Source organism: Nocardia ninae NBRC 108245 (assembly GCF_007990755.1).
In the GTDB taxonomy this organism is placed as follows: Bacteria; Actinomycetota; Actinomycetes; order Mycobacteriales; family Mycobacteriaceae; genus Nocardia; species Nocardia ninae.
Window position 1 is genome coordinate 1 of record NZ_BJXA01000034.1, and the last position, 20,196, is coordinate 20,196.

The 20,196-nt window shown below is 64.2% G+C and carries 18 protein-coding genes; 8 read left to right on the top strand and 10 right to left on the bottom strand.

Annotated elements, in window-relative coordinates; genetic code table 11:
* Positions 1-169: 169 nt before the first annotated feature.
* Complete coding sequence (locus NN4_RS23385; protein ID WP_147135223.1) at positions 170-2,077, bottom strand: M61 family metallopeptidase; 1,908 nt, start codon at positions 2,075-2,077, stop codon at positions 170-172.
* A gap of 1,085 nt (positions 2,078-3,162) precedes the next feature.
* Here NN4_RS23385 and NN4_RS23390 point away from each other — a divergent pair.
* A complete protein-coding gene (locus NN4_RS23390) occupies positions 3,163-4,497 on the top strand; it encodes a cytochrome P450 (RefSeq protein ID WP_186818592.1) in 1,335 nt (444 codons plus the stop codon).
* A 13-nt stretch (positions 4,498-4,510) separates the two neighbouring features.
* Here NN4_RS23390 and NN4_RS23395 read toward each other — a convergent pair whose 3' ends face one another.
* From NN4_RS23395 to NN4_RS23415, 5 genes are all read right to left on the bottom strand, one after another.
* Positions 4,511-5,350: an ABC transporter permease gene (locus NN4_RS23395; protein ID WP_147135230.1), complete on the bottom strand. Its 840-nt coding sequence runs from the start codon at positions 5,348-5,350 to the stop codon at positions 4,511-4,513.
* The gene (locus tag NN4_RS23400) at positions 5,347-6,084 is read right to left on the bottom strand and encodes an ABC transporter ATP-binding protein (protein WP_147135233.1); all 738 of its coding nucleotides are present in this window, start codon (positions 6,082-6,084) and stop codon (positions 5,347-5,349) included. Before NN4_RS23400 ends, NN4_RS23395 begins: the two co-directional genes overlap by 4 nt.
* Positions 6,085-6,099: 15 nt before the next feature.
* Positions 6,100-6,579: an MTB12 C-terminal domain-containing protein gene (locus tag NN4_RS23405; protein ID WP_147135236.1), complete on the bottom strand. Its 480-nt coding sequence runs from the start codon at positions 6,577-6,579 to the stop codon at positions 6,100-6,102.
* Between the two features lie 108 nt (positions 6,580-6,687).
* The gene (locus tag NN4_RS23410) at positions 6,688-7,500 is read right to left on the bottom strand and encodes an SAM-dependent methyltransferase (protein WP_147135239.1); all 813 of its coding nucleotides are present in this window, start codon (positions 7,498-7,500) and stop codon (positions 6,688-6,690) included.
* 380 nt (positions 7,501-7,880) lie between these two features.
* On the bottom strand, positions 7,881-8,948 hold the full coding sequence (locus NN4_RS23415; RefSeq protein ID WP_147135242.1) for a hypothetical protein: 1,068 nt from the start codon (positions 8,946-8,948) through the stop codon (positions 7,881-7,883).
* A 220-nt stretch (positions 8,949-9,168) separates the two neighbouring features.
* On the opposite strand from NN4_RS23415, the gene NN4_RS23420 reads away from it, so the two are divergent.
* Both NN4_RS23420 and NN4_RS23425 read left to right on the top strand, forming a co-directional pair.
* The gene (locus NN4_RS23420; protein ID WP_147135246.1) at positions 9,169-10,065 is read left to right on the top strand and encodes an aminoglycoside phosphotransferase family protein; all 897 of its coding nucleotides are present in this window, start codon (positions 9,169-9,171) and stop codon (positions 10,063-10,065) included.
* Positions 10,066-10,212: 147 nt separating this feature from the next.
* Positions 10,213-10,965, top strand: a complete 753-nt coding sequence (locus NN4_RS23425) for a transporter substrate-binding domain-containing protein (protein WP_186818593.1) — start codon at positions 10,213-10,215, stop codon at positions 10,963-10,965.
* A 97-nt stretch (positions 10,966-11,062) separates the two neighbouring features.
* Here NN4_RS23425 and NN4_RS23430 read toward each other — a convergent pair whose 3' ends face one another.
* A complete protein-coding gene (locus tag NN4_RS23430) occupies positions 11,063-11,854 on the bottom strand; it encodes a thiamine pyrophosphate-binding protein (protein ID WP_147135249.1) in 792 nt (263 codons plus the stop codon).
* 202 nt (positions 11,855-12,056) lie between these two features.
* Between NN4_RS23430 and NN4_RS23435 the strand changes: the two genes are divergently transcribed.
* From NN4_RS23435 to NN4_RS23455, 5 genes are all read left to right on the top strand, one after another.
* The gene (locus NN4_RS23435) at positions 12,057-12,851 is read left to right on the top strand and encodes an FAD-binding oxidoreductase (protein WP_147135251.1); all 795 of its coding nucleotides are present in this window, start codon (positions 12,057-12,059) and stop codon (positions 12,849-12,851) included.
* On the top strand, positions 12,848-13,279 hold the full coding sequence (locus tag NN4_RS23440) for a BBE domain-containing protein (RefSeq protein ID WP_147135252.1): 432 nt from the start codon (positions 12,848-12,850) through the stop codon (positions 13,277-13,279). The genes NN4_RS23435 and NN4_RS23440 overlap by 4 nt, the downstream gene beginning before the upstream one ends.
* 83 nt (positions 13,280-13,362) lie before the next feature.
* On the top strand, positions 13,363-14,418 hold the full coding sequence (locus NN4_RS23445) for an alpha-hydroxy-acid oxidizing protein (protein WP_147135394.1): 1,056 nt from the start codon (positions 13,363-13,365) through the stop codon (positions 14,416-14,418).
* A 388-nt stretch (positions 14,419-14,806) separates the two neighbouring features.
* Positions 14,807-15,211: a hypothetical protein gene (locus NN4_RS23450; RefSeq protein WP_147135253.1), complete on the top strand. Its 405-nt coding sequence runs from the start codon at positions 14,807-14,809 to the stop codon at positions 15,209-15,211.
* Between the two features lie 227 nt (positions 15,212-15,438).
* Complete coding sequence (locus NN4_RS23455) at positions 15,439-16,704, top strand: serine hydrolase domain-containing protein (protein WP_147135254.1); 1,266 nt, start codon at positions 15,439-15,441, stop codon at positions 16,702-16,704.
* 60 nt (positions 16,705-16,764) lie between these two features.
* Here the strand turns inward: NN4_RS23455 and NN4_RS23460 are convergent, their stop codons facing one another.
* The 3 genes from NN4_RS23460 to NN4_RS23470 all read right to left on the bottom strand — a co-directional run bounded on the left by NN4_RS23460 (position 16,765) and on the right by NN4_RS23470 (position 19,991).
* Positions 16,765-18,378 carry a peptide ABC transporter substrate-binding protein gene (locus NN4_RS23460; protein WP_186818594.1) on the bottom strand — a complete coding sequence of 538 codons (1,614 nt, stop codon included), beginning with the start codon at positions 18,376-18,378 and terminating at the stop codon, positions 16,765-16,767.
* 164 nt (positions 18,379-18,542) lie between these two features.
* Positions 18,543-18,905 (bottom strand): RDD family protein, encoded by a 363-nt coding sequence (locus NN4_RS23465; RefSeq protein WP_186818595.1) that lies wholly within the window; start codon positions 18,903-18,905, stop codon positions 18,543-18,545.
* Between the two features lie 201 nt (positions 18,906-19,106).
* Positions 19,107-19,991: a DUF8189 domain-containing protein gene (locus NN4_RS23470; RefSeq protein WP_147135257.1), complete on the bottom strand. Its 885-nt coding sequence runs from the start codon at positions 19,989-19,991 to the stop codon at positions 19,107-19,109.
* Positions 19,992-20,196 lie beyond the last annotated feature (205 nt).

The window sequence follows — 20,196 nt, forward strand, 5'->3', positions numbered from 1 at the left end:
TCGAGTCGCCGCATGTCCTGGCCGCCCTGTTGCGCAGGCACGGCGACCTCGGCGACTGTGAGCTACCAGCGCGCCGCGCAACTCACCACGAGCATCCCCGAACAGCGGTACCTCAACGACCGTGTGCGCCGCCTCACCGACCCCGGTTCCGCGGACTCCCCGTGCGGCGCTAGTTCCGCGCCGCCAGGATCTGGCTGAGGTAGTCCGGGGTGCCTTCGATGCGTTGCAGATGCGGGTAACGGAGGCCGTCGTGATAGTTCAGTTCGATGGTCCGTGTCTGATCGAAGTCTTTCACCTGCAATCGGATCGGTGCGGGGTCGGTCTTGGCCGCCTCGATCGCGGCTTCCATGGTGGCTTGGGAATAGGGGGCGTCGTTGACCGAAACCACCGTCATCCCGGTGCCGACTTTTGCCTTGAATGCGGGCCCGTCCCAGCGCACGTCGGTGACCTTGCCCGCACCGGACACGTTGAGGCCGATCGAGTAGGTGTAGTTGACGGCGCCCTCAGCCTTTTTCATCTGAGCCGTGAGCAAAGCGCCTGGGTTGTTGTCGTAGACCAACTTCCACCCAGTCTTCTCGACACTCGAGGCGAACGGTTCCTTTCCGTCGATGCGATCGCGCAGGTACTTCGCCCAATCATCGGCGACCACGCCATTCAGCGTCGAGACGACTTCGTCGAAGTCGTAGGTGTTCTGCGACTCCCACTTACTATCGTCGACACCGAAGAACGCGCGAGCGAAATCATCGAGTGACTTTGCGTTCCCGGTCAGTTCGCGGATCCGCGCGTCCACCCCCAGCCACACCAGTTGCCCGCCCTGGTAGTAATCCTCGCTGAGCTGCCACGACCGATACGGCTTCGTACGCCGCTGAGCGATGATGGGATCGTTGGTGGTGTCCTCCAGCGTGCGCCAGGCGAGTCCGGGGCGGTTATCGGTGTAGGCGGCGACTACCGAAGCCAACGCGTCACGAGAAACTTCGGCAGGTCGCAAGCCGGACCGGCCGGTGAGCACGTTGCCCCAATACTGCGTCTGTCCCTCGTAGACCCACAGCAAGCTGTCCTGCATCGGGACGTTGTAGTTGGGTGTCCACAGGTCTGCCGGGCGCCGGAACTTGCCGTTCCAGGAATGGGTGTACTCGTGCCCGAGCAGATCGGCGCTGCCCACCGCGGGGTCCCACCCGGTGAAATAGTCCGTGGGCTGGCCGTTCTCGCTGGATCGTTGGTGTTCCAAGCCGTTGGAGCTGAGCTGATCCGACAACGACAGCAGGAAGTCGTAGTGGTCATAGTGTTGTGCGCCGTACAGTCCCAGAGCCTGCTGCACCAGCGCCTTGTGCTGCTCGATGTGCTCTGGTTTAGCTTCGAGCTGCTCCGGTGCGTCGGCGAATACTTGTAGCCGCACAGGGGTTTTCGCGCCAGGCGCCAGGTCGAACTCCTTGTGATAGCGCCCCGCATACACGGGCGAGTCGACCAGGATGTCCAATGGAACGGTCTTGTAATTCACGGTGTCGCCGTCCTTGCCGGCGACATCCAGCGCGGTTCCGGCCGTGAATCCTGGCGGGTAGGTAACGCTCGCGGTGAAAGGAATCTCACTGACCGGAGCACCAGCTGGATAGAGGACCACGGCATTCCACTGCAAATTCAGCATATTCGGCGTCATCACCACGCGCCCCTGAGTGGAATCGGTGGGAGTCATGTACTGGAAACTCGCCTCGATTGATTCCACGCCGTCGGGCGCCGTAACCTTGAACTTATATACGTTCAGCGGGTCACGCTTCCACTCCAGCTTGTTCCCGGCGTTGGTGAAGGTGATGCCCGCGATCTTGTCGATCGGACCGGACGGAGAGTGGTTGCCGGGCAGCCACTGCGGGAAAAGCAACTCGACCTCGCCCGGCCGAACCGGGATCGTCTGCTTCACCTGAATCACGCGTTGCGGCAGATTGGTCATGTCGACCGCCACCGAGATCGCCTTCTGATTCGCCGGGGCGTCATCGGACTTGTCGCGCAAGCCGAAGTAAAGCGAGCCTGCCAGGAGAAGGAGGACGACGACGCCGACAGCGCCGATAATACGAATCTTGGACAACGATACTCCCCGAGTCACAGACGATCTTGTCGACACTACGAAGTAGACGCAATGCCCGCCCCTGGTGCTCATCGGCCAAGGATGGGAATTACCGATTGCCGTTATAAATAACGCAGCTTATAGCGGCAACAAGTTTGCGTACGGTGCGGTCGCCGCGACCGCCTGCCCCATCCCCTCCTCCGGCGTCACGCTTCACATACTTATTCGGGTCGGCTGGCGACCCTTAGTTGCTGAACTGATTGTCGATCCTACGAGGGTTGGTATCGCCGTGTGCGAGGAGTGAGTGTGGGCTGCGTCATACCTGTCGCTCGGTGTGGCCGCCGACTGGTCGGGATCCGGCGTGGCCCGCTGGCAGACAACGGCGGTGGGGCTGCGGATGCCAACTGGGCGGTTGCCTCATTACTGGTCGCGCCGTGGGCAATCCGCGCCTGGCGCCGACGGCCGGCGGTATCGGATCGATCGTGGCCGAGCCTGGCTGCTACCCCGTGACACGTCACGAATGATCGGTGGAAGATCGGTGCGGGCAGAGGCGGGAGAACCTGGACGAGTTGCGGTGAGGTCGTACGCAATGGTCACGCGAACTACACGGCCGCGATCGACACCGACGGGAAGATGTGGCTTCATACCGTGAATGGCGCTCGGACCGTTAGTGGTTCGGCAAAAAGTCGGAGCCGGGCCGATATCCCGGCTAATGTAACGTGTTGATGGACAACAGGCCTCAGTGTTTCAGATCGGTTGCCGCCTGTCCGTGCGGGAGTCTCCGTGCGGACTATCGGAGAAAGTCTGAGACCGAGGCCGGTTTGTCGAAAGTTGTGAGGAGATCGTTGCCCGACACGCTGATCCAGGAGTTGGCTATGACCGACCTAGTCGGGGGGACCGCTTTTCGTAGCCGGGGCGTCCCACGGTATAGGTGGGACTGTCACCCAGCGTCGTGCCGCCGACGAGCGCTCCTCCTCTGATGCCCGTCGGCAAGCTCGCTGAACAACCGGTCCACGCGGTCGACTGCGGTGGAGTCGCTGCTGTCTGTGTGATCCGATCACCCGAAGTCTCTGGTCTCGAACCTGCCGAACGAAAGGCAACACGCAGTGGAACTTCGTGACGTCCCGAGTGCACCCGGACGTTTGCCGGTTCTCGGACACGGTTACCAGATATTGCGTGACCCGGTTCAGTTCATGGTGGATCTGGTCAGCGTCGGGAAAATAGTCCGTGTCGATATCGGCAGTCTCGTTGTGTATGTCATCACCGATTTCGAGCTGCTCCACCGGGTGTTGGTCGAGAACCCTGATGCCTACGAGCGAGGGCTCCTCTTCGAACGCATCCGTCTCATATTCGGGGATTCGCTGATCGTTGCGGATGGTCAGCAACACCGGGATCTTCGTCGTCTGCTGCAACCGGCGTTCCACCGGACAGCGTTGGAAACCTACGCGCCGAGCATAAAGCGCAACGCGGATGCGTTGGCGAGTTCGTGGCAGCCGGGCCAGATCATCGAGGCCCGTTCCGCGCTGTTGGGGTTGGTGATCGGCACCCTGCTGGGGTCGCTGTTCTCGCGCGAACCCGATACCGAAGAGCTGCAACATATTTCGGGTCTGATCGCGGACATAGGCGCAGGCGCCATCGTGGGCAGTGTGCTGCCCAAGAAACTGGCGAGCCTGCCGTTGCCGGTGAACAGCAAGTTCCTGTCGGCCGGAACGCAACTGCGGGACTACTGTCAACAGCTGCTCGTCACGCGCCGGGACAGCGGTGAGCGCCGGAACGACCTGATCGACATCCTGCTGTATTCGTTCGGTGACGAACACCGTAGTGACAAGTTCCTGGCAGAGCAGGCGGTGACCATTCTCTTCGGCGGGATCGACGCCACGACCGCCACGCTGACCTGGGCTATGTACGAGTTGGCACATCGTCCGGAGGTTGCTTCGAGACTGCAGCAGGAGATCTCCGCCGCAGGAGACCTCAGCCCGCACAGCCTCGACCAACTCGACTACCTGAACCGGTTCCTGAACGAGGTCACGCGGACCCATTCCCCACTACTGCAGACGAGACGTAGCACCAGCACGGTCGAACTCGACGGTTTCACATTTCCTGCTGGGACCGATATCGGATACAGCATCGCGGCTATTCACCGCAACCCGAACATTTTCGCCGATCCGGACACTTTCGACCCCGATCGGTGGCCGACCTCGGGCTCCGGATCGAAATGTAAGAGCTTCGTTCCGTTCAGCGCGGGCAATCAAATGTGTATCGGTAACAATTACGCCTGGATAGCGCTGCAAACGATTCTGCACAGTCTGCTGTCGAAGTGGGAGTTCCAGCCGGTCAAAACCAAGAAGCTGCCGCGAGCCCTAGGTCCGATTCCCTCGATGGGCAGGCTTCCGCTCGAGGTTCGTCCGGTCTCTGTGTTGTCGCGCGACCGAAAGCCGTGACGACGGGCTCGGCTCAGGCTGCGCCTGATGTGGTGAGCGTCGTGCTGCGACGTCCGGAGATCCGGCGAATGAGGATCGGTAGGACGGCTGTGATGACGAAGAGGCTGACGGCGACGAGGATGAAGTAGACCAGCGATCCGTTGCGGCCGAAGCGCGGAAGGAAGGCGACTTCCTGGCCGGTTGCGGCGACGGCGTTGAGGAACGGGGCGTAGGCCTGTATGGCGGACCCACGGGGCAGCAGATTGATGGAGTTCTCACCTACATAGACCCAGAACAGCAGCACGGCGACGGCGGCGGATGGAGTGCGAATCAGTGACCCGGCCGCGACGCCTACGCCGCACGCGGCGAACGCGTAACACGGGACGGTCCAGAGGAATCGGATGCCGGCGGAGTCGGTGATGTCCACATCCCCATAGATTTGGGGGAACAGCTGCGGCAGCGTGACCATGACGACGATGAGCAGCAGCAGTGTCGAGATTGCCGTGATGGCGCCGTAGTAGATCCACCGGGCCGTCGCGGCCGTCCAAGACCGGGGAAACAGGAAGGCATTGAGATCGCTTGTCTGGCCGCGCCATTGGGTGGCGTGGGCGTAGGCGGTGGTAACCATCATGACCGACACGGACATGGTGATCACCCAGTACACGGAGTTGGTGGTGGAGACCGTGGCCAGGTAACTCTGGCCGGGGAGACTGGCGAGTCGTTCCGCGACGGCGGCGATTGCGAAGGTGACGACCAGTGGCAGCACGAAGGTGAGTGGGACAGCGACGGCCCACAGGAAGCTGCGTCCGGCGGTGCGGGTCCATTCGGCGGCGATGCCGCGGCGGATCAGGGTGGCCGGGCCGGGGTTGTTCATGGGGCCACACCGATCGCAACGTCGGTAGGCAGGCCGGCGATGCGTAGATAGGCGTCTTCGAGGTTGGTCTCGCCGGGACTCAGGGTGTTCATGAGGTGGGCGAACGGCTGGTCGGCCAGCACGCGCTGGTTTCCGACGATGACGATGTGGTCGGCGTTGCGTTCGACCTCGTCGAGCAGGTGCGTGGCGACCAGGACACAGGTCCCGGCGTCGGCGAGCTGGCGCAGCAGTTCGCGTATCCAGCGGATGCCCGCGATGTCGAGGCCGTTGAGCGGTTCGTCGAGCAGCAGGGTTTGCGGCTCGGAGAGCAATGCGGCGGCGATGCCGACCCGTTGGAGCATGCCGAGCGAATAGTGCCCGAGCCGACGATCGGCGACCCGGTGGAGGTCGACGATCTCGAGGACGTCGCCGACCCGGCCCGTGGGTAGTCCACGGGCGCGGGCGATCCAGCGTAGGTGCCGACGTGCGGTGTGGCGTGGGTCGAAGGCTCGGTAGTTGAGGTGCATTCCAAGGGTTGCCGGTGTGGTGTGATGAGCCCGGATGAGGGTGCCGTCGACCCGGACGGTGCCGACCGCAGGCGCGATGACGCCACAGATACACCGCAGCAGCGTGGTTTTGCCGGTGCCGTTGAGACCGATCAGGTAGGTGAGTGCCCCGTCCGCCACGGTCAGTTCTGGTACTTCGAGGACGGTCACGCCCGGGTAGCTCAGGGTGAGGTCACGGATCTCGATCACGGCGCTCGGAGCCGGTCAGAAATCGCAGCCCATGGCCAGCCCCACGGCCCTGACGCCCTCGCACACGGAGCTGTTGGACAGCTTCCAGGCACCATCGATGCGCTTCCAGACCACTCGGGCAACCAGATCCGGCTTTCCCACTGACTTGCTGCGCAGCATAGCGGTGTGCACGTTGCCTTCGTGGGTCTCGGGACCGGTGATCGTGTTCGACCCTTGCGGAGCTCGGTACCAGCCGATGTTGTAGAGGGTGCGCGCCACCACGACCGCCCTCGTGCCGCCTTCCATATGGGCGGCCTTGGCCTCGTCGGAGCCGGGTAGTTCGATCAGGAACGCGACCTGGTCGTCGAGTTGGTCCACGGTGGGGACATCTGCGGTAATGAGGTCGCCGGGAGCGGCGGAGGCGATAGGGGCATTGACAACAGCGGCGCCGGTCGTAACTGCGGCGACGGATGCGATCGTCGACACGACACCAGCGATAGTTTTGAGGGTCTTCATTGTTTTATCCTCGGATCGACTGGGACAGCACCTGACGCACGTTCGAATGTGCAGGCGGCCAACAACAAATTGGCGGGTTCGAGATTACTCCTGTTTGCGCCGGATAATTCACGGTTTGCGGCCGATTGCACCGAGCATGATCATTCGAGTGTCCGGCAAGTCGGGACGGAGCCACTGCTGTACCGGCACCACCCCGGGTTCGATCAACTCGAAGCCGGCCAACAATGCCTCTGCCTGCGTTGCTGACCGAAACTCGACCTGGGCGGAAGTGCCTTTGGTACCGGCGAGCACCTGGAGTATCTCTGGGGCGGAATCGAGGGAGCCATGAGTCATCGCCAGGTAGCTGCCCGGGGCCAACTGATCGCGGAAGGCGGCGATGATCCCGGTGGGGTCCTCGGAGTCCATCACGTAATGCAGCACGCTGATGAGCGTGATGGCCACTGGCTCGCCGAAATCGATCAGGCTGCGGTTCTTCAGCTGATCGAGGATGTCGTGGGGATGACGAACGTCGCCCAGCAGTGCGGTGACACCGTCTGGCTTGGCCAGCAGTGCGTCGCAATGGGTGTGCACGACCGGGTCGTAGTCGACGTACACCACCCGCGCGGACGGCACGATCTCCCGAGCCACCTCATGCACGTTGGGCGAGGTCGGGATGCCCGAGCCGAGATCGATGAACTGACGGATGCCGGCTTCCGCGGCCATCTGGACGGCTTTGATCCCGAAACTCCGGGTGAACCAAGCCAAGGTCTTGAGTTCGGGTGCGCGAGAGAGCAATTCATTACCCATGTCGCGGTCGATCTCGCGATTGTCTTTTCCGCCCAACAGGTAGTCATACACCCGGGCAGAGTTCAGCTGACCATGCTCGAACGGTTGCGGCGTTCGGTTGTCGTCTGACGCGGGCCCTTCGGTTCCTTCGACCACAGGTGCAACCGTAGCCGATAGATACCCCGGACGGGTGCTCCTTCAGAGATTCGGTGCCCGGATGTGGTGGAAGTATGCGTTGTCCGAACGAGGCGCCGCGCCACCCGACCGAACCGGCCGCCCGGTCCGGGTCATCGATGAATCATGCTCCGAGACAACATGATCCAACATTTCACGACAGGCCTACCAGCACTTACTCCCGCGCTCGGTAGCAGCCGAGGGCGTCGGCGACGTTGCCGGCGAACCGTCGGCGCCGATGCGGCTGGTCCCACAGCGACCGCCATCGCCGCAGGCACCAAGTGGGCCCATATGTCCGAAATATCCGCTGGCGCACACCGATTCGAGTTCGTCTGATCGTTCGGCGACTTTTCCTGCGCCCTTCAGGTCTCTGTTTCAGCCAAGGCGACTGCGTGTGCGACTGCGGACTGCGCCCGCTCGACGGTCTTATAGCGGCCCAGGCCGCACGGAGCCGCGACGTCCAACCGGCCGCCGTAGGCCGACTCCGCCGCTGCCAGCCCCTGTCGTGCTTGCGCGAGCGGCTGCGCCGGATGCGCAAGTCCGGCGACAACACGCGTGGTGGCAGGTAGTTCGAGGCGGGCCAGGGGCGCGTAGTACCGCGGCCGAACCGGCGCCTGTTTGCCATCGCCGATAGGCAGATGAACGAAATCGAGATGCCGCCCGGCGGGCCAGTATCGCGCTATCGCGTTGGCCAGCGCCACGACCGGTGCCGCCGATCTCGGCGCCACGACCGGCTTGTCTTCGAGGCTCCCGTAGCACAAGTGCACACCGAAACGGGAACCATGGGGCGCCCGTGCGACGAGGCGACCGATCGCTCGACCTGCCGCGGTGGCCGGGCCTTGCCGCAGGCCCGCGGGTAGCCCGCTGCAGAGCAGTGTCTCCGCGGCCAGCTCCAGCTGGAATACGACGTCGTCCTGCAACGCCTCGTGGATACGGACGATCTCCCTGACGGTGGCGTCGAGAATCGGGCGGTAATAAGGAAAGCCTCGGTCACCACGGCCCAGCGAGCCTCGACGCAACGTGAGCATCCGCGCCTCGAACGCGATGAAACCGATGACAAAGGGCGTCGGTATGCCCACCTGCAAGCGAAGTCCGGGATCGGTTCGGCGCAGCTCGGCCAACGCGTCCATGGCACGCCCCGCCTCCTCCGCATAACCGAGCGCGGCGTCGACGTCGGCTTCGGTCAGCGATCGGCCGGGCCGAAGGCGAAAGGTGTCGCGGGACCGCAGCGTCGACCAATCACCGCGGCGCACGGGCGCCAGCGCCGGGATGCTGTTGAACCGGTCGATGATGGGTCTGATGTACCACTGGGCGCGATACGGATCCGCTTCACCGCCCGGAACCATGCCGTCGAGGTATTCACCGGCGGTGTCGACGGCGAATGCCATTGCCTTCTCTGGACTGTCCAACTGCGCGGGCAAGCTGCCCACGAAGTGAATCCTGCGCTCGGGCTGCACGGCGTCAGTGTCGCATATCGGCCGCCCCGAGACATGGGCGTTCCCCGAGTGTCGGCTGGACTCGCCGCTTGCCGGGCGTTTCATGGACAACGCACCGATGGACCCGCTCTGCCCTCGCTGAACTTTGGGGCCGCTTCCGTTGCGAAGCCGCTGATCGGCCGTGCCGCCTGCTGCCTCAGTACACTGAATTCGCATGACCGAGACCGCGATCGAGATCACCGCTGACCTGGTCCGCGACCTGCTGCAGGAGCAACATCCAGATCTTGCGGGGCTGACCATTCGCGAGGTGGCGGGCGGCTGGGGTAACCAGATGTGGCGTCTCGGTGACGAGTTGGCGGTGCGCATGCAGCGCATGGATCGAACCCCGGAGTTCCAGTTCAAGGAACGGCGGTGGCTGCCCGTGTTGGCCCCGCGCTTGCCGCTGCCGGTGCCGAGGCCGGTGCGGTTCGGTGAACCGTCCGAACGCTTCCCCAAGCACTGGACTGTGATGACGTGGGTTCCCGGCGAGCCGCTGGACCACGGCACGATCAGCCGCGGCGTCCATGCGGCCGACACACTGGCGGGCTTCCTGCGGGCGCTACATGTGGAGGCACCCGCAGAGGCACCGATCGGCAGAGATCGCGGTGCCCATCCCCGGAACTGCACGGCCGGCTTCGAGGACTTCCTTCAGGCTGTTACGCCCGACGACCTCGCAGCCGACGTCCGCGCCGTCTGGGATGACGCCGTCGCCGCCCCCGCGTGGGAGGGTCCGCCGGTATGGGTGCACGGCGATCTCCATCCCGCGAACGTCGTCGTCTCGGACGGAACGCTCGCAGGCATCGTCGACTTCGGTGACATGTGCGCCGGCGACCCGGCATGGGACCTCGCCGCCGCCTGGGTGCTGCTACCCGCGGGCACGGCCGCGCGGTTCTTCGACAGGTACGCGCAGGCAGATGAGGCGGCGATCCGGCGTGCCCGCGGCTTGGCAGCTATGAAGAGCCTGTTCCTGATGCTCATGGGGCAGAACGGAGATGGGGGCCTTCCCGGCGGCAAGCCGCACTGGGGACCTGCGGGCCGGGCGGCTCTTGACCGTGTTCTGCAGGGCGTTTGATGCACGCCGACGAGCCCTAATTCCCCGTACACGTACTCGGCGCACCACGACGGGGATACTGTCGGCAGATCGCCTCGGAGTTACCTGAGTCGGGTTGTGTGGTGCGTGGACGTGTCTGCTGTCCGCGCACCGAAGAGAGGGAACCTCGTGCGCCGCAAGCTGTTCGCCGCCGTCATGCTCACTATCGTCGCCGCCACCGGGCTCACTGCCTGCGGGAGTGCCGACCCGAACGTGTTGAAGATCGGCACCGAAGGTGTTTACGCGCCCTTCAGCTACCAGGGCTCTGACGGCAAGCTCACCGGCTACGACATCGAGGTAGTGCAGGCGGTCGCCGAAAAGCTCGGCAAGAAGGTCGAATTCGTGATGATTCCGTGGGATGCGATCTTCGCCGGACTCGAGTCGAAGCGGTTCGACCTCATCGCCAACCAGGTGACGGTCAATGACGAGCGCAAGAACAAGTACGCGCTTTCTCAGCCGTACACGTTCTCCGAGGGGGTGATTGTCACCCGAACGGACAACAACAGCATCACCTCGCTCGCCGACCTCAACGGCAAGGTCTGCGCCGAGTCCGCGACAACCACGTGGGCGAAGGTCGCCACGGACGCAGGTGCGAAAGTCGAGGCGGTGGAAGGTTTCGTGCAGGCCATCCAGTTGCTGAAGATCGGCCGGGTCGACGCCGTCGTCAACGACAACCTCGCCGTCGCGGAATACGCCAAGAAGACCGGCGATACCAGTGTGCGGATCGCCGGCAAAACCGGCGCCGCCTCCCTGCAGTCGTTCGCAGCCCGCAAGGGTGATGCGCTGATGACCGAGGTCGACAAGGCGTTGGATACCCTGCGCGCCGACGGCACGCTGGCAAAGATAGCCGAGAAGTACTTCGGCACCGACGTCAGCAAGTAGCCGTCCGGGCTGATGCGGTCAGCCGGACAAGTGCTCGGGGCGTAACAGTGCGAACCCGCACGTGTCCGGGTTGTGGCGGATCCGTTGGGCGGAGCGGTCATCGGACCTGGCCGATACTGGCCCCGAGGGTGCCCTGGTAGCAGGGATGCCGGGTCGGAAACGAGATCCTCAGGTATTCGTAGGTGCCGAATTTGACTGGCAGACCGGCTTTTTCGGCAAGCGTGACCGCTGCGCCCCAGCCGCCGTAGGCGTCGACGTCGGGCCCGAGTACCAGCACGGGATTCTCGGCGGTGTCCAAGCGCTGAGCCAGCGCTCGCAGCGCCGCCCGGTCGGCTACCGGCCGACCAGCCACTTGACGGCCCAGCAGATAGGGCAGGTTGACGGTATCGGCGGGTTCATTCCAATCCGACAGCGGCACAGACAGATACACCGGTCCGGTCGGCATGGTCATCGCACAGGCGACCGCTCGCGCCAGCGCGGCGGGGACCGCTTGCGGCGACGGTGCTTCGAAGCTCCACTCGACCAGCGGCCGCGGCAGAGCCGTCGCGTCGTGGTTGGTGAGCCTGCCCTGCAAGGTGATCAGCGGCCGGAACTGCTGTCCACTGGTCAGTATCAGCGGCGTTCCCGCCTGCCAGGAATTCACTAGGTTACCCATTGCCTGGCCCACACCTGCCGCCGAGTGCAGGCTCACCAACGCAGGTTTCCCGGTGGATTGAGCGTAACCGTCGGCCATCGCCAGACCGGCGCCTTCCTGTAGCGCGAGGATGTAGCGGAAATCGTCCGGGAACTCCTGCAGGAAGGGCAATTCGTTCGACCCCGGATTGCCGAAAAAGGTGGTGGCTCCCAGCGACCGCAGGACCTCGTAGGAGGCTTCTCGTACCGTCGTCATGTGCACAGATACCGCCTTCTCGTCGAGTATTCGGTGTTTCGCAACGAGCTCGAGATCAAAGGTGTGCGGTCGTCGGGTCCAGCTAACCGCAAGCCTGTTTGCTCACGGCAGGCCGTTGTCGGTCGGGCTGTATTCGATGTGACCGGTTTAGGCTTCGATCGAAGAATCGGCGGATCGGCGAGGCGCTGGAGGCTGGATTGTCATGAGTGAGGTAGCGGCACGACTGCGCGCGGCACTTCCCGAAATTGTCATGAGTTTCGAGGGAGATCCCGATTACGACCGAGCGAGGGCGACCTGGAATGTGCGCACCCGGTTCCGGCCGCTCGGATTGGTCCAGCCACGTAATACCGCGGAGGTGCAAGCAATAATGCGCGCCGCCCGGGAGGCGGGCATCAGCCAATTGGCCATTCGTTCCGGCGGTCATTCGATGGAAGGCAACGGGTTGGGCGGGCCCGACAGTAAAGCGTTGGTGCTCGACCTGATGCAGATGCGCGCCATCAGCGTCGACCCGAGGGCGAAGACAGTCACCGCCGAACCCGCGGTGCCGACCGGCATTCTGTATTCGAAAGCCTTCGAACACGGGCTGCTGGTACCGGGCGATGACTGCCTCAATGTCGGGCTCGGCGGCCAGGTCACCGCCGGCGGCTACGGCCGCTGTCTCCGCACCTACGGCAACCTCACCGACCACGCCCTGGAGTTCGAGGTCGTCACCGTCGACGGCGAGGTTCGGACCGCCAGCACCACCGAGCACGCCGACCTCTTCTGGGCGCTGCGCGGGTCCGGAACCGGATCGTTCGGCGTCATCACCCGAATGAAGCTCAAGGCGCACGACGCGCCGCGGGCGCCCGCCAACTTCACCTTCCGCTGGCACTTCGACCAGGTCGATGTCGCCCGAACCTTGATCGACGTGCAGCGGTACTGCGCGAAACCAATAATCATCTGCGCTACCAGCGGGTCCGGGCGGGATTCCTACCGAAACCATTGTCGGAGAGCTTGATCGGTGAATTCGCGGAGCTGCTGAAAAGTCAGCTGCCCGGCAATCGGGTGCAGTTCTGCCGGATCAACCCCGCCGTCGAATTGCCTGTCGACTCGTGCGCGATCAAAAACCGTGGCTGCACGTGGCTTTCGGGTTTCGGGACCGACGTCGAACCCGGCAACGGACTGACCGTCGATGATCTGCAAGCCGAGGGTGACCGCCGCTACCGTGAATGGGAGGGTCGGGCGTACGAACTGTTCCATCCTTACTCCAGCCCCTACATCGGTGACGACGACCTCATGGAAGGCAACCACGGTCGCGATTTGTTCGAGGCTTACTACGGCTCGCACCTGCCCCGGCTGAAAGAGATCAAACGCAAATACGATCCCCACAATCTACTCCACCACAAGATGAGCATCCCGCTCGATCGAACCGACCGCGCACCGTAACAACTGCATTGGCCCAGTGAGAAGGGGACGGCGTGACGAATTTCGCGGATTACACCCAACTCGAAGATGAAGCGCGCACGACGATGGCGGCCGATATCTGGTCTTATGTTTCGCACGGATCGGGCGATGAAGCCACCCAGGCCAACAACGTGGCCGCGTTCCAGCGAATCGGTGTGCTGCCTCGTATGCTGCGCGCGAGCGAACACCGTGACCTGTCGGTCGAGTTGTGCGGCATGAGCCTGCCGACCCCCCTGTTCCTGGCCCCGGTCGGTGTGATCGGTTTGTGCGATCCGCAAGGACACGGCGAGGTCGCGACCGCTCAAGCCGCAGCCCGCACCGGAGTGCCGATGATGGCGTCCACCATGGCCGTCGACCCGCTCGAAACCGTCGCCTCGCATCTCGGCGACACCCCCGGCATATTCCAGCTCTACACCCCGACCGATCGCGACTTGGCGCAAAGCCTGGTGCAGCGCGCCGAGAACGCCGGTTTCCGAGCGCTGGTGGTGACCCTGGACTGCTGGCACACCGGATGGCGCCCGCGTGACCCCTCGCTGACCGACTCTCCCCGGTTACGCAGCGAGTGTCTCGCGAACTACCTCACCGATCCGGTATTCCAGAAGCTGCTGCCGACCGCACCCGACGACAATCCCTCGGTCGCCTTGGACACCTGGAACACGATTTTCGGCAACCGCCTCACCTGGGACGACCTGCCCTGGCTGCGCTCGCTGACCGATCTGCCGTTGATCCTCAAGGGCATCGGCCACCCCGAAGACGTCCGGCGCGCCAAAGACGGGGGAGCCGACGCCATCTACTGCTCCAATCACGGTGGCAGACAAGCCAATGGCGGCCTCGCGGCAATCGATCTCCTGCCCGCTGTCGTCGCGGCCGCCGACGGGCTACCCGTCCTGTTCGACTCCGGTATCCGATCCGGCGCCGACATCGTCAAGGCCCTCGCTCTGGGCGCGACCGCCGTCGGCATCGGCCGCCCCTACATCTACGGCCTCGCGTGCGGCGGCACCGACGGCATCGTCAACGTCCTGGACGCGCTACTACAGGAAACCGACCTGCTCATGGGCCTCGACGGTTACCCGACCATCGCCGACCTCACCCCCGAGGTGATCCTGCCAACCGGCCGATGAACAGGCAGGAAGTCTTCCGAGGTAGCGGAGAAGGTGGGGCGCGATCGTCAGCAGTGCGGTGAATAACGGGCCTATTCACCGCAGATTGTGTGGTGAATAGCGCGTAAGCCCCGGACTGGCCGGGCCTCCGGTACGACGCTGAACGGCAACGGCAGATGGATCACACCTGACGCGGCCGAGTGTTTCGACTCCGGCGCGCAGGCGCGGATCTGGCAAATCCACGGTGATCCACGATGCGGGTAGATGGTCGATCGTGGTGTCAGTGGGGGTGTCAGCCCTGTGTCAGGGCCGTGTCAGTTGGTGCGGCGACAGTGTGCACATCGAACACAGCGACCGGGAGCGACAAGGTTTCGGTCGGTGCCACAACCGATTTCGAGGAGTACACGACATGTCGAACATCATCACCCTGACCGATCAGGACAAGGCCACTGTGCGGACTGCTGCTTATGGGGCGGTGTCGTTGTTGGCGGCTGCCGGTGCGCCGCACAAAGGCAGCACGCAGGGTTCTATCGCGCTGACCTCAGCGACCGGGCTGGTCGGGCATGTGCTTTCGGCTAAGTCGAAAGACATTCACCTGCCGGGTAAGTCGGTCGCCGAATTGGCTGATCAGGTGCTGTCTGCTTTGACTGCGGCGATGAGTCTGCTCGGCAAGCAGGATGCAAGTGAGGCCGCCAACTTCCGCAGCACCGTGCTGGTTGCGGTCGAAGCCGCTGTCGGGTCAGGCAACGGTGAGCCCAGTCCTGTCGTGGCTGCGATGGCTCGCAAGATCACCGCGGCTCTGGACGCCGCCTGACCCGATGCCGACCGGCGCAGCGCTGGCCGCGGGGTCCTGCTGGGGGCCTCGCGGCACGGCTATCGAGGTTTGCCCGTGATCGCCGAACTCGGATCCGGCTACCGAGATCCAGTGCAGAGACTCCGGGCTAGCGCCGAGGCTGTACGCGGGATGCAGCGGCTCACGTATCCGCGATCCGAGCGTCGGTTTCTCCACATTCTTCAAGTCCCTAGGAAAAGGATTCAGCAATGGTAGGCAAGACATCAGGGCAAGGAAACTTCGCCCGCGAGAACGGTGTCGAGGACGGCTGGGGAAAAGTCGCCGACGCGTTCCGGGCGACCTTCGACGCAAACGACGGCGAGGCAGGTGCGGCATGCTGCGTCTACGTCGACGGCCGCCGCGTCGTCGACCTGTGGGACGGCCTCGCCGATCGGCAGGCGAACCGACCGTGGGATGAGAACACCATCGTCCAGGTCGCATCAACCACGAAGGGCGCAACAGCGATCTGTGCCCATATCCTGGCGGCGCGCGGGGAACTGGACCTGGACGCGCCGGTAGTCCAGTACTGGCCGGAGTTCGGCAACGCGGGCAAGGAGCGGATTCCGGTGCGCTGGTTGCTGTCTCACCAGGCCGGCCTACCGGTTGTCGACGGCCCGTTGACGTTCGAGCAGGCGTGCGAATGGGATCCGGTCATCCGTGCACTCGAGGCGCAGCCGCCGCTGTGGCAGCCGGGCACCGAACACGTCTACCACGGCGTCACTTTCGGGTTCCTGGTCGGGGAACTCGTGCGCCGGATCTCCGGCAAGTCGCTCGGCACATTCTTCGCCGATGAGGTCGCGGCCCCGCTCGGACTGCGCGCCTGGATCGGGCTGCACGAGGAACAAGAGCAGCACGTGGCCCGGATCGAGTACGCCGCTCCCTTCAGTCTGGAGGAGCTGCTCGCGGGAATGGCCGAGGCTTCCGGGCTCGACAAGGACACGGTCACTGCGTGGGTCAATTCCGCTTGGGGTCCCGACTCGGTGCAAATGCGCGCCGGTTCGCTCGGTGGCGCGTTGGACAACGCGGCCGACCCCGCGTCCGCGTACTACACCACGCGGGCCTGGCGCGCGGCGGAGTTCCCGGCGGCGAACGGAATCGCAGACGCGCACTCGGTGGCCCGGATGTATGCCGCCACTGTCAGCGACGTCGACGGCGTGCGATTGCTCGATCCGGCAACCGTCGAACGGGCGACGGCCGTCCAGACCGACAAGTCGCGGATGCACGGCCTGCCGCCGGGGTTGGACATCCCGGCGAACCGCTCGTTCAACATGTCGCTCGGGTTCTGGCGCGATTGCCCACCCATGCCGATGGCCGGACCGGGGTCGTTCGGCCACCCCGGTTCCGGCGGGTCGATCGGCTTCGCGGTCCCCGATGCCGGTGTCGGCTTCGGCTACGTCACGAACCTGTGGAACTTCCGACCCGATGACCCGCGGGCATCGAGCCTGGGCGAGGCCGTCCGAACCTGCCTCGGTTGAGGTCGGCCATTCAGGTGGGGTCGCGTTTGCGGCCCCACCTGACCGATGCCCAACCGACGACTACTTTTCGACAGCCTCGTAAGCGAACAGACCATTCCAGGTCAGCTTCGCCTCTCGCACCTTGTCCGAATGTCCGGCGTTGTTGTTGTCGTTGAACACCGGAACGTCGGGCATGTCCTGGAACAGGATGGCCTGCGCCTTCGCGATGTGCGCGTAGGACTCCTCCGGAGTGGGTGCGGCCAGCGCGGCGGTGATGTGCTTGTCGAATTCAGGATTGACGTAGCCGATGTCGTTGCTTGCCGAATCGGAGACATACTGCGGGATCAAGAAGTTCAGCATCGTCGGGTAGTCGCCCTGCCAGGCGTTACGGAACGCGGTGCGGATGGACTTGCTGGTGATCGCGTCGCGCAACGGCTTGAAGGTCGGATACGGTGCGCCGATCGCCTCCACACCGAGGGTGTTCTTGACGCTGTTGGCGACTGCTTCGATCCAGGCCTGGTGGCCGCCGTCGGAGTTGTAGGCGATCTCGAGGCGACCGGTCCACGGCGCGATGGCGTTGGCCTGCGCCCACAGTTTCTTGGCCTCGTCCGGGTTGTATGCCAGTAGGTCCACTCCGGGGAGATTGTCGTTGTAACCGGGGAGGCTGGCGGAGGTGAAGTCGCGCGCCGGGACCTTGGTGCCGTGCCAGATGGCCTCGGAGATCTGTGGCCGGTTGATGGCCAGCGATATCGCCTTGCGGCGCAGCACACCTTCTTCGCCGGCGAAATGCGGCACGGTGGGCTGGAATCCGATGTGCTCGTAACGCGCGGTCTTCTTCTGGATGGCGCGGTCGCCTAGATCGTTCTTGAAGCTGGTCAGCGCGTTGTCGGGGATGGTGTCGAGCAGGTCGAGGTTGCCGGCCAGCAGATCGGCGTAGGCGGTGTCGAAGGACTGGTACATCACGAACCGCAGCCCTTTGTTCTTCGCCGGACGCTTGCCGCGGTAATCCGGATTCGGCACCAGATCGATCTGCACGTTGTGCTGCCAGGCATCCGGGCCGGCGAACTTGTACGGGCCGTTGCCGATCGGGCGCTCGCCGAACGCCTTCATGTCCTGGTAGGCCACCGCGGGCAGCGGACGGAACGGCGTGAATCCCAGTGAGAGTTCGAAATCGATCGATGGGCGGGTGAGATCGACCGTGAACGTGCGGTCGTCGACCACCTTCAGCCCCGACATCGTCTGCGCCTTGGGCGGAGCCGCCGACACCTCGTCGTAGCCGACGATCGAGGCGAAGATCCAGCTCTGCAACTGGGCATTGGTGCTCAGCGCACCGTAGTTCCACGCGTCGACGAAAGACTTCGACGTCACCGGGGAGCCGTCGGTGAACTTCCAGTCCGGCGCGAGGGTGATCCGATAGTGCTGCCGGTCGGTCGACTCGATCGACTGCGCCACCTCGTTGTGCGCCACGCCGTCGGGGTCGTAGTACTTCAGGCCGGCGAACAAGCGGTCGACCACGCGGCCGCCCTGGTTCTCGTTGGTATTCGTCGGAACGAGCGGATGTTGCGGCTCACCGCCGTTGACGGTGACCACGCCCTCCGCCGCATCACCTCCATCGGAGGAACAGGCCGTCAAGCCCAGCCCGGTCGCCAAAACGACAGCCGCCAGTAACGCAGTCCATCTGGTGGATCTCAACACACTCTCCGTCCTCGGGTGGCCGAATCGAACGCGGCCCCCGTAATAAAGTCGGACAGTAGCTATTTCGTGCGTCGTTGTCCTCGAAATCCGCACCCGGGGCTGGAGTGAAGGTTTAGTTCATGTCCTCCTGCGGCCACCGCAGCCGTGCTCGTCCAGGCCGGCCATCATTGCGGCACCGCAACCCTCTCGTCGCGTCTCCGTACGGTGCGCAGACCACATGCCTGCCCCACGCTCGCGCCTTCCAGGACGAACTGAAAAACGATGACCACGAAGCCGAACAACCACCGCCCCAGCGTCTGCCAGAAGCGCGGGCGGCGGCCGTCCTTCCAGCGCAGCACGCGCATCCCGAACAGCAGTTTGGCGACACTGCCGCGAAGCAGCAGCGTGCCGAAGACATGATTGACGAATGACGCTGCCAGCACGCAGGGGATGAACGTAGCCAGAAACGTGGCGACACCGTCGGTAGCGTGAAAAACCTTCTGTGACAACGCGATACCGATGAGGAGGGCGAGGAAGCCGTCGGTCATCGCCGCCAGTGCCAGCCGGTTGTCGCTGGCCTGTTCCGGTAGCCACCCGTGTGGTCGCTGGGCGGCTCGTGCCGGGGACACGGCGGGATCGGTATACGGTGCGCTCATTCGACACATTGTGCCGGTGCCCGGTGTCCCGTTCCCAGCAGTGAAAACCAGTGGCTGGACAGATGATCGCCGCGCGTCAGTTGGCCGAGGCGCTCAGAATTCCTTGAGGTAGATCTTGCCGTCGGTGCCGATGTGCAGCAGGTCCAGGCGACCCCGGCCGCGACTGCCGACTGCCACTGCGTGATCGGTGACTCCGCCCATGTCCTCCCAGCCGTTCCAGCCCGCCTCGTCCGCGTCCAGCCATGCGTGATAGATCGATGCGTCCGTGCCTCGGTGGAACAGGTCGATGCGGCCCGGACCCCAGGAGCATGCCGCGAGACCGTGCTCGGTGACGCCGCCGATCGCGTACCAACCGGACCAGTCGACGCCGGCGTTCTCGGTCCACTGATGGTGGATTCCGTTGTCCCGGCCGACGGCGAAGACGTCGATCCGATCGGGGCCCCACGTGGTCGCCGCCGGGGTGCGGAATCCGTTATCGGGTGCGTCGTACCACTCGCCGCCGAGGGTTTCCCAGCCCATGAATCCGTGGTTGTCGTCGTAGTACATGTGCAGCATCTCGAACGGCGGGCCGGTGGCCGACAGCGCGAAAATGTCCATCCGCCAACGGCTCCGGCACACCGCTGGTCCGGCACCGATGCCTGCGGGCAGTGGGAAAACCGGCCCGAGATCTTCCCATCGGGTCCACGACTGCGGCCTGGTGCACGAGCGGTGCCGCAGCGAGAATCCGGCATTGACGAACAGATCGCGACGATCGGTGATGCAGGCCAGGGCCGGCACTCCGGACAGGCTCGAGGCGGCTGGTTGGCCGATGTTCTCGTTCGACGCCCAGTAGCTGTTGCCGAGGTAGACCGCCTCGTGCAAATCGTCGTTCTTGTCCCGGATTATGACGCGGAGTACGTCCTCATCGCCGGCCGCGGTGATCTCCCTGGGCTGCATGTGCCACGCGACGCTGGTCTCTTGCCATTCTGACCATCCCATGGTCGATCTTCCTTCGCTGACGGCGACGCCGTCGCCGGGTATTCTGCTGCAATATTAGTCAGCTTATCTGACTAATATTGTCAGTCTTTCGTACTGAAAGTCAAGAAGTGGTGAACGTCGAACGCGTCCGCGACGCGCCCGTGCCTGGTTCGGCTGACCGCTCGCGGGCGCAGCGGATTGAGCTCGTAGCGAGCCGCACAGGCTG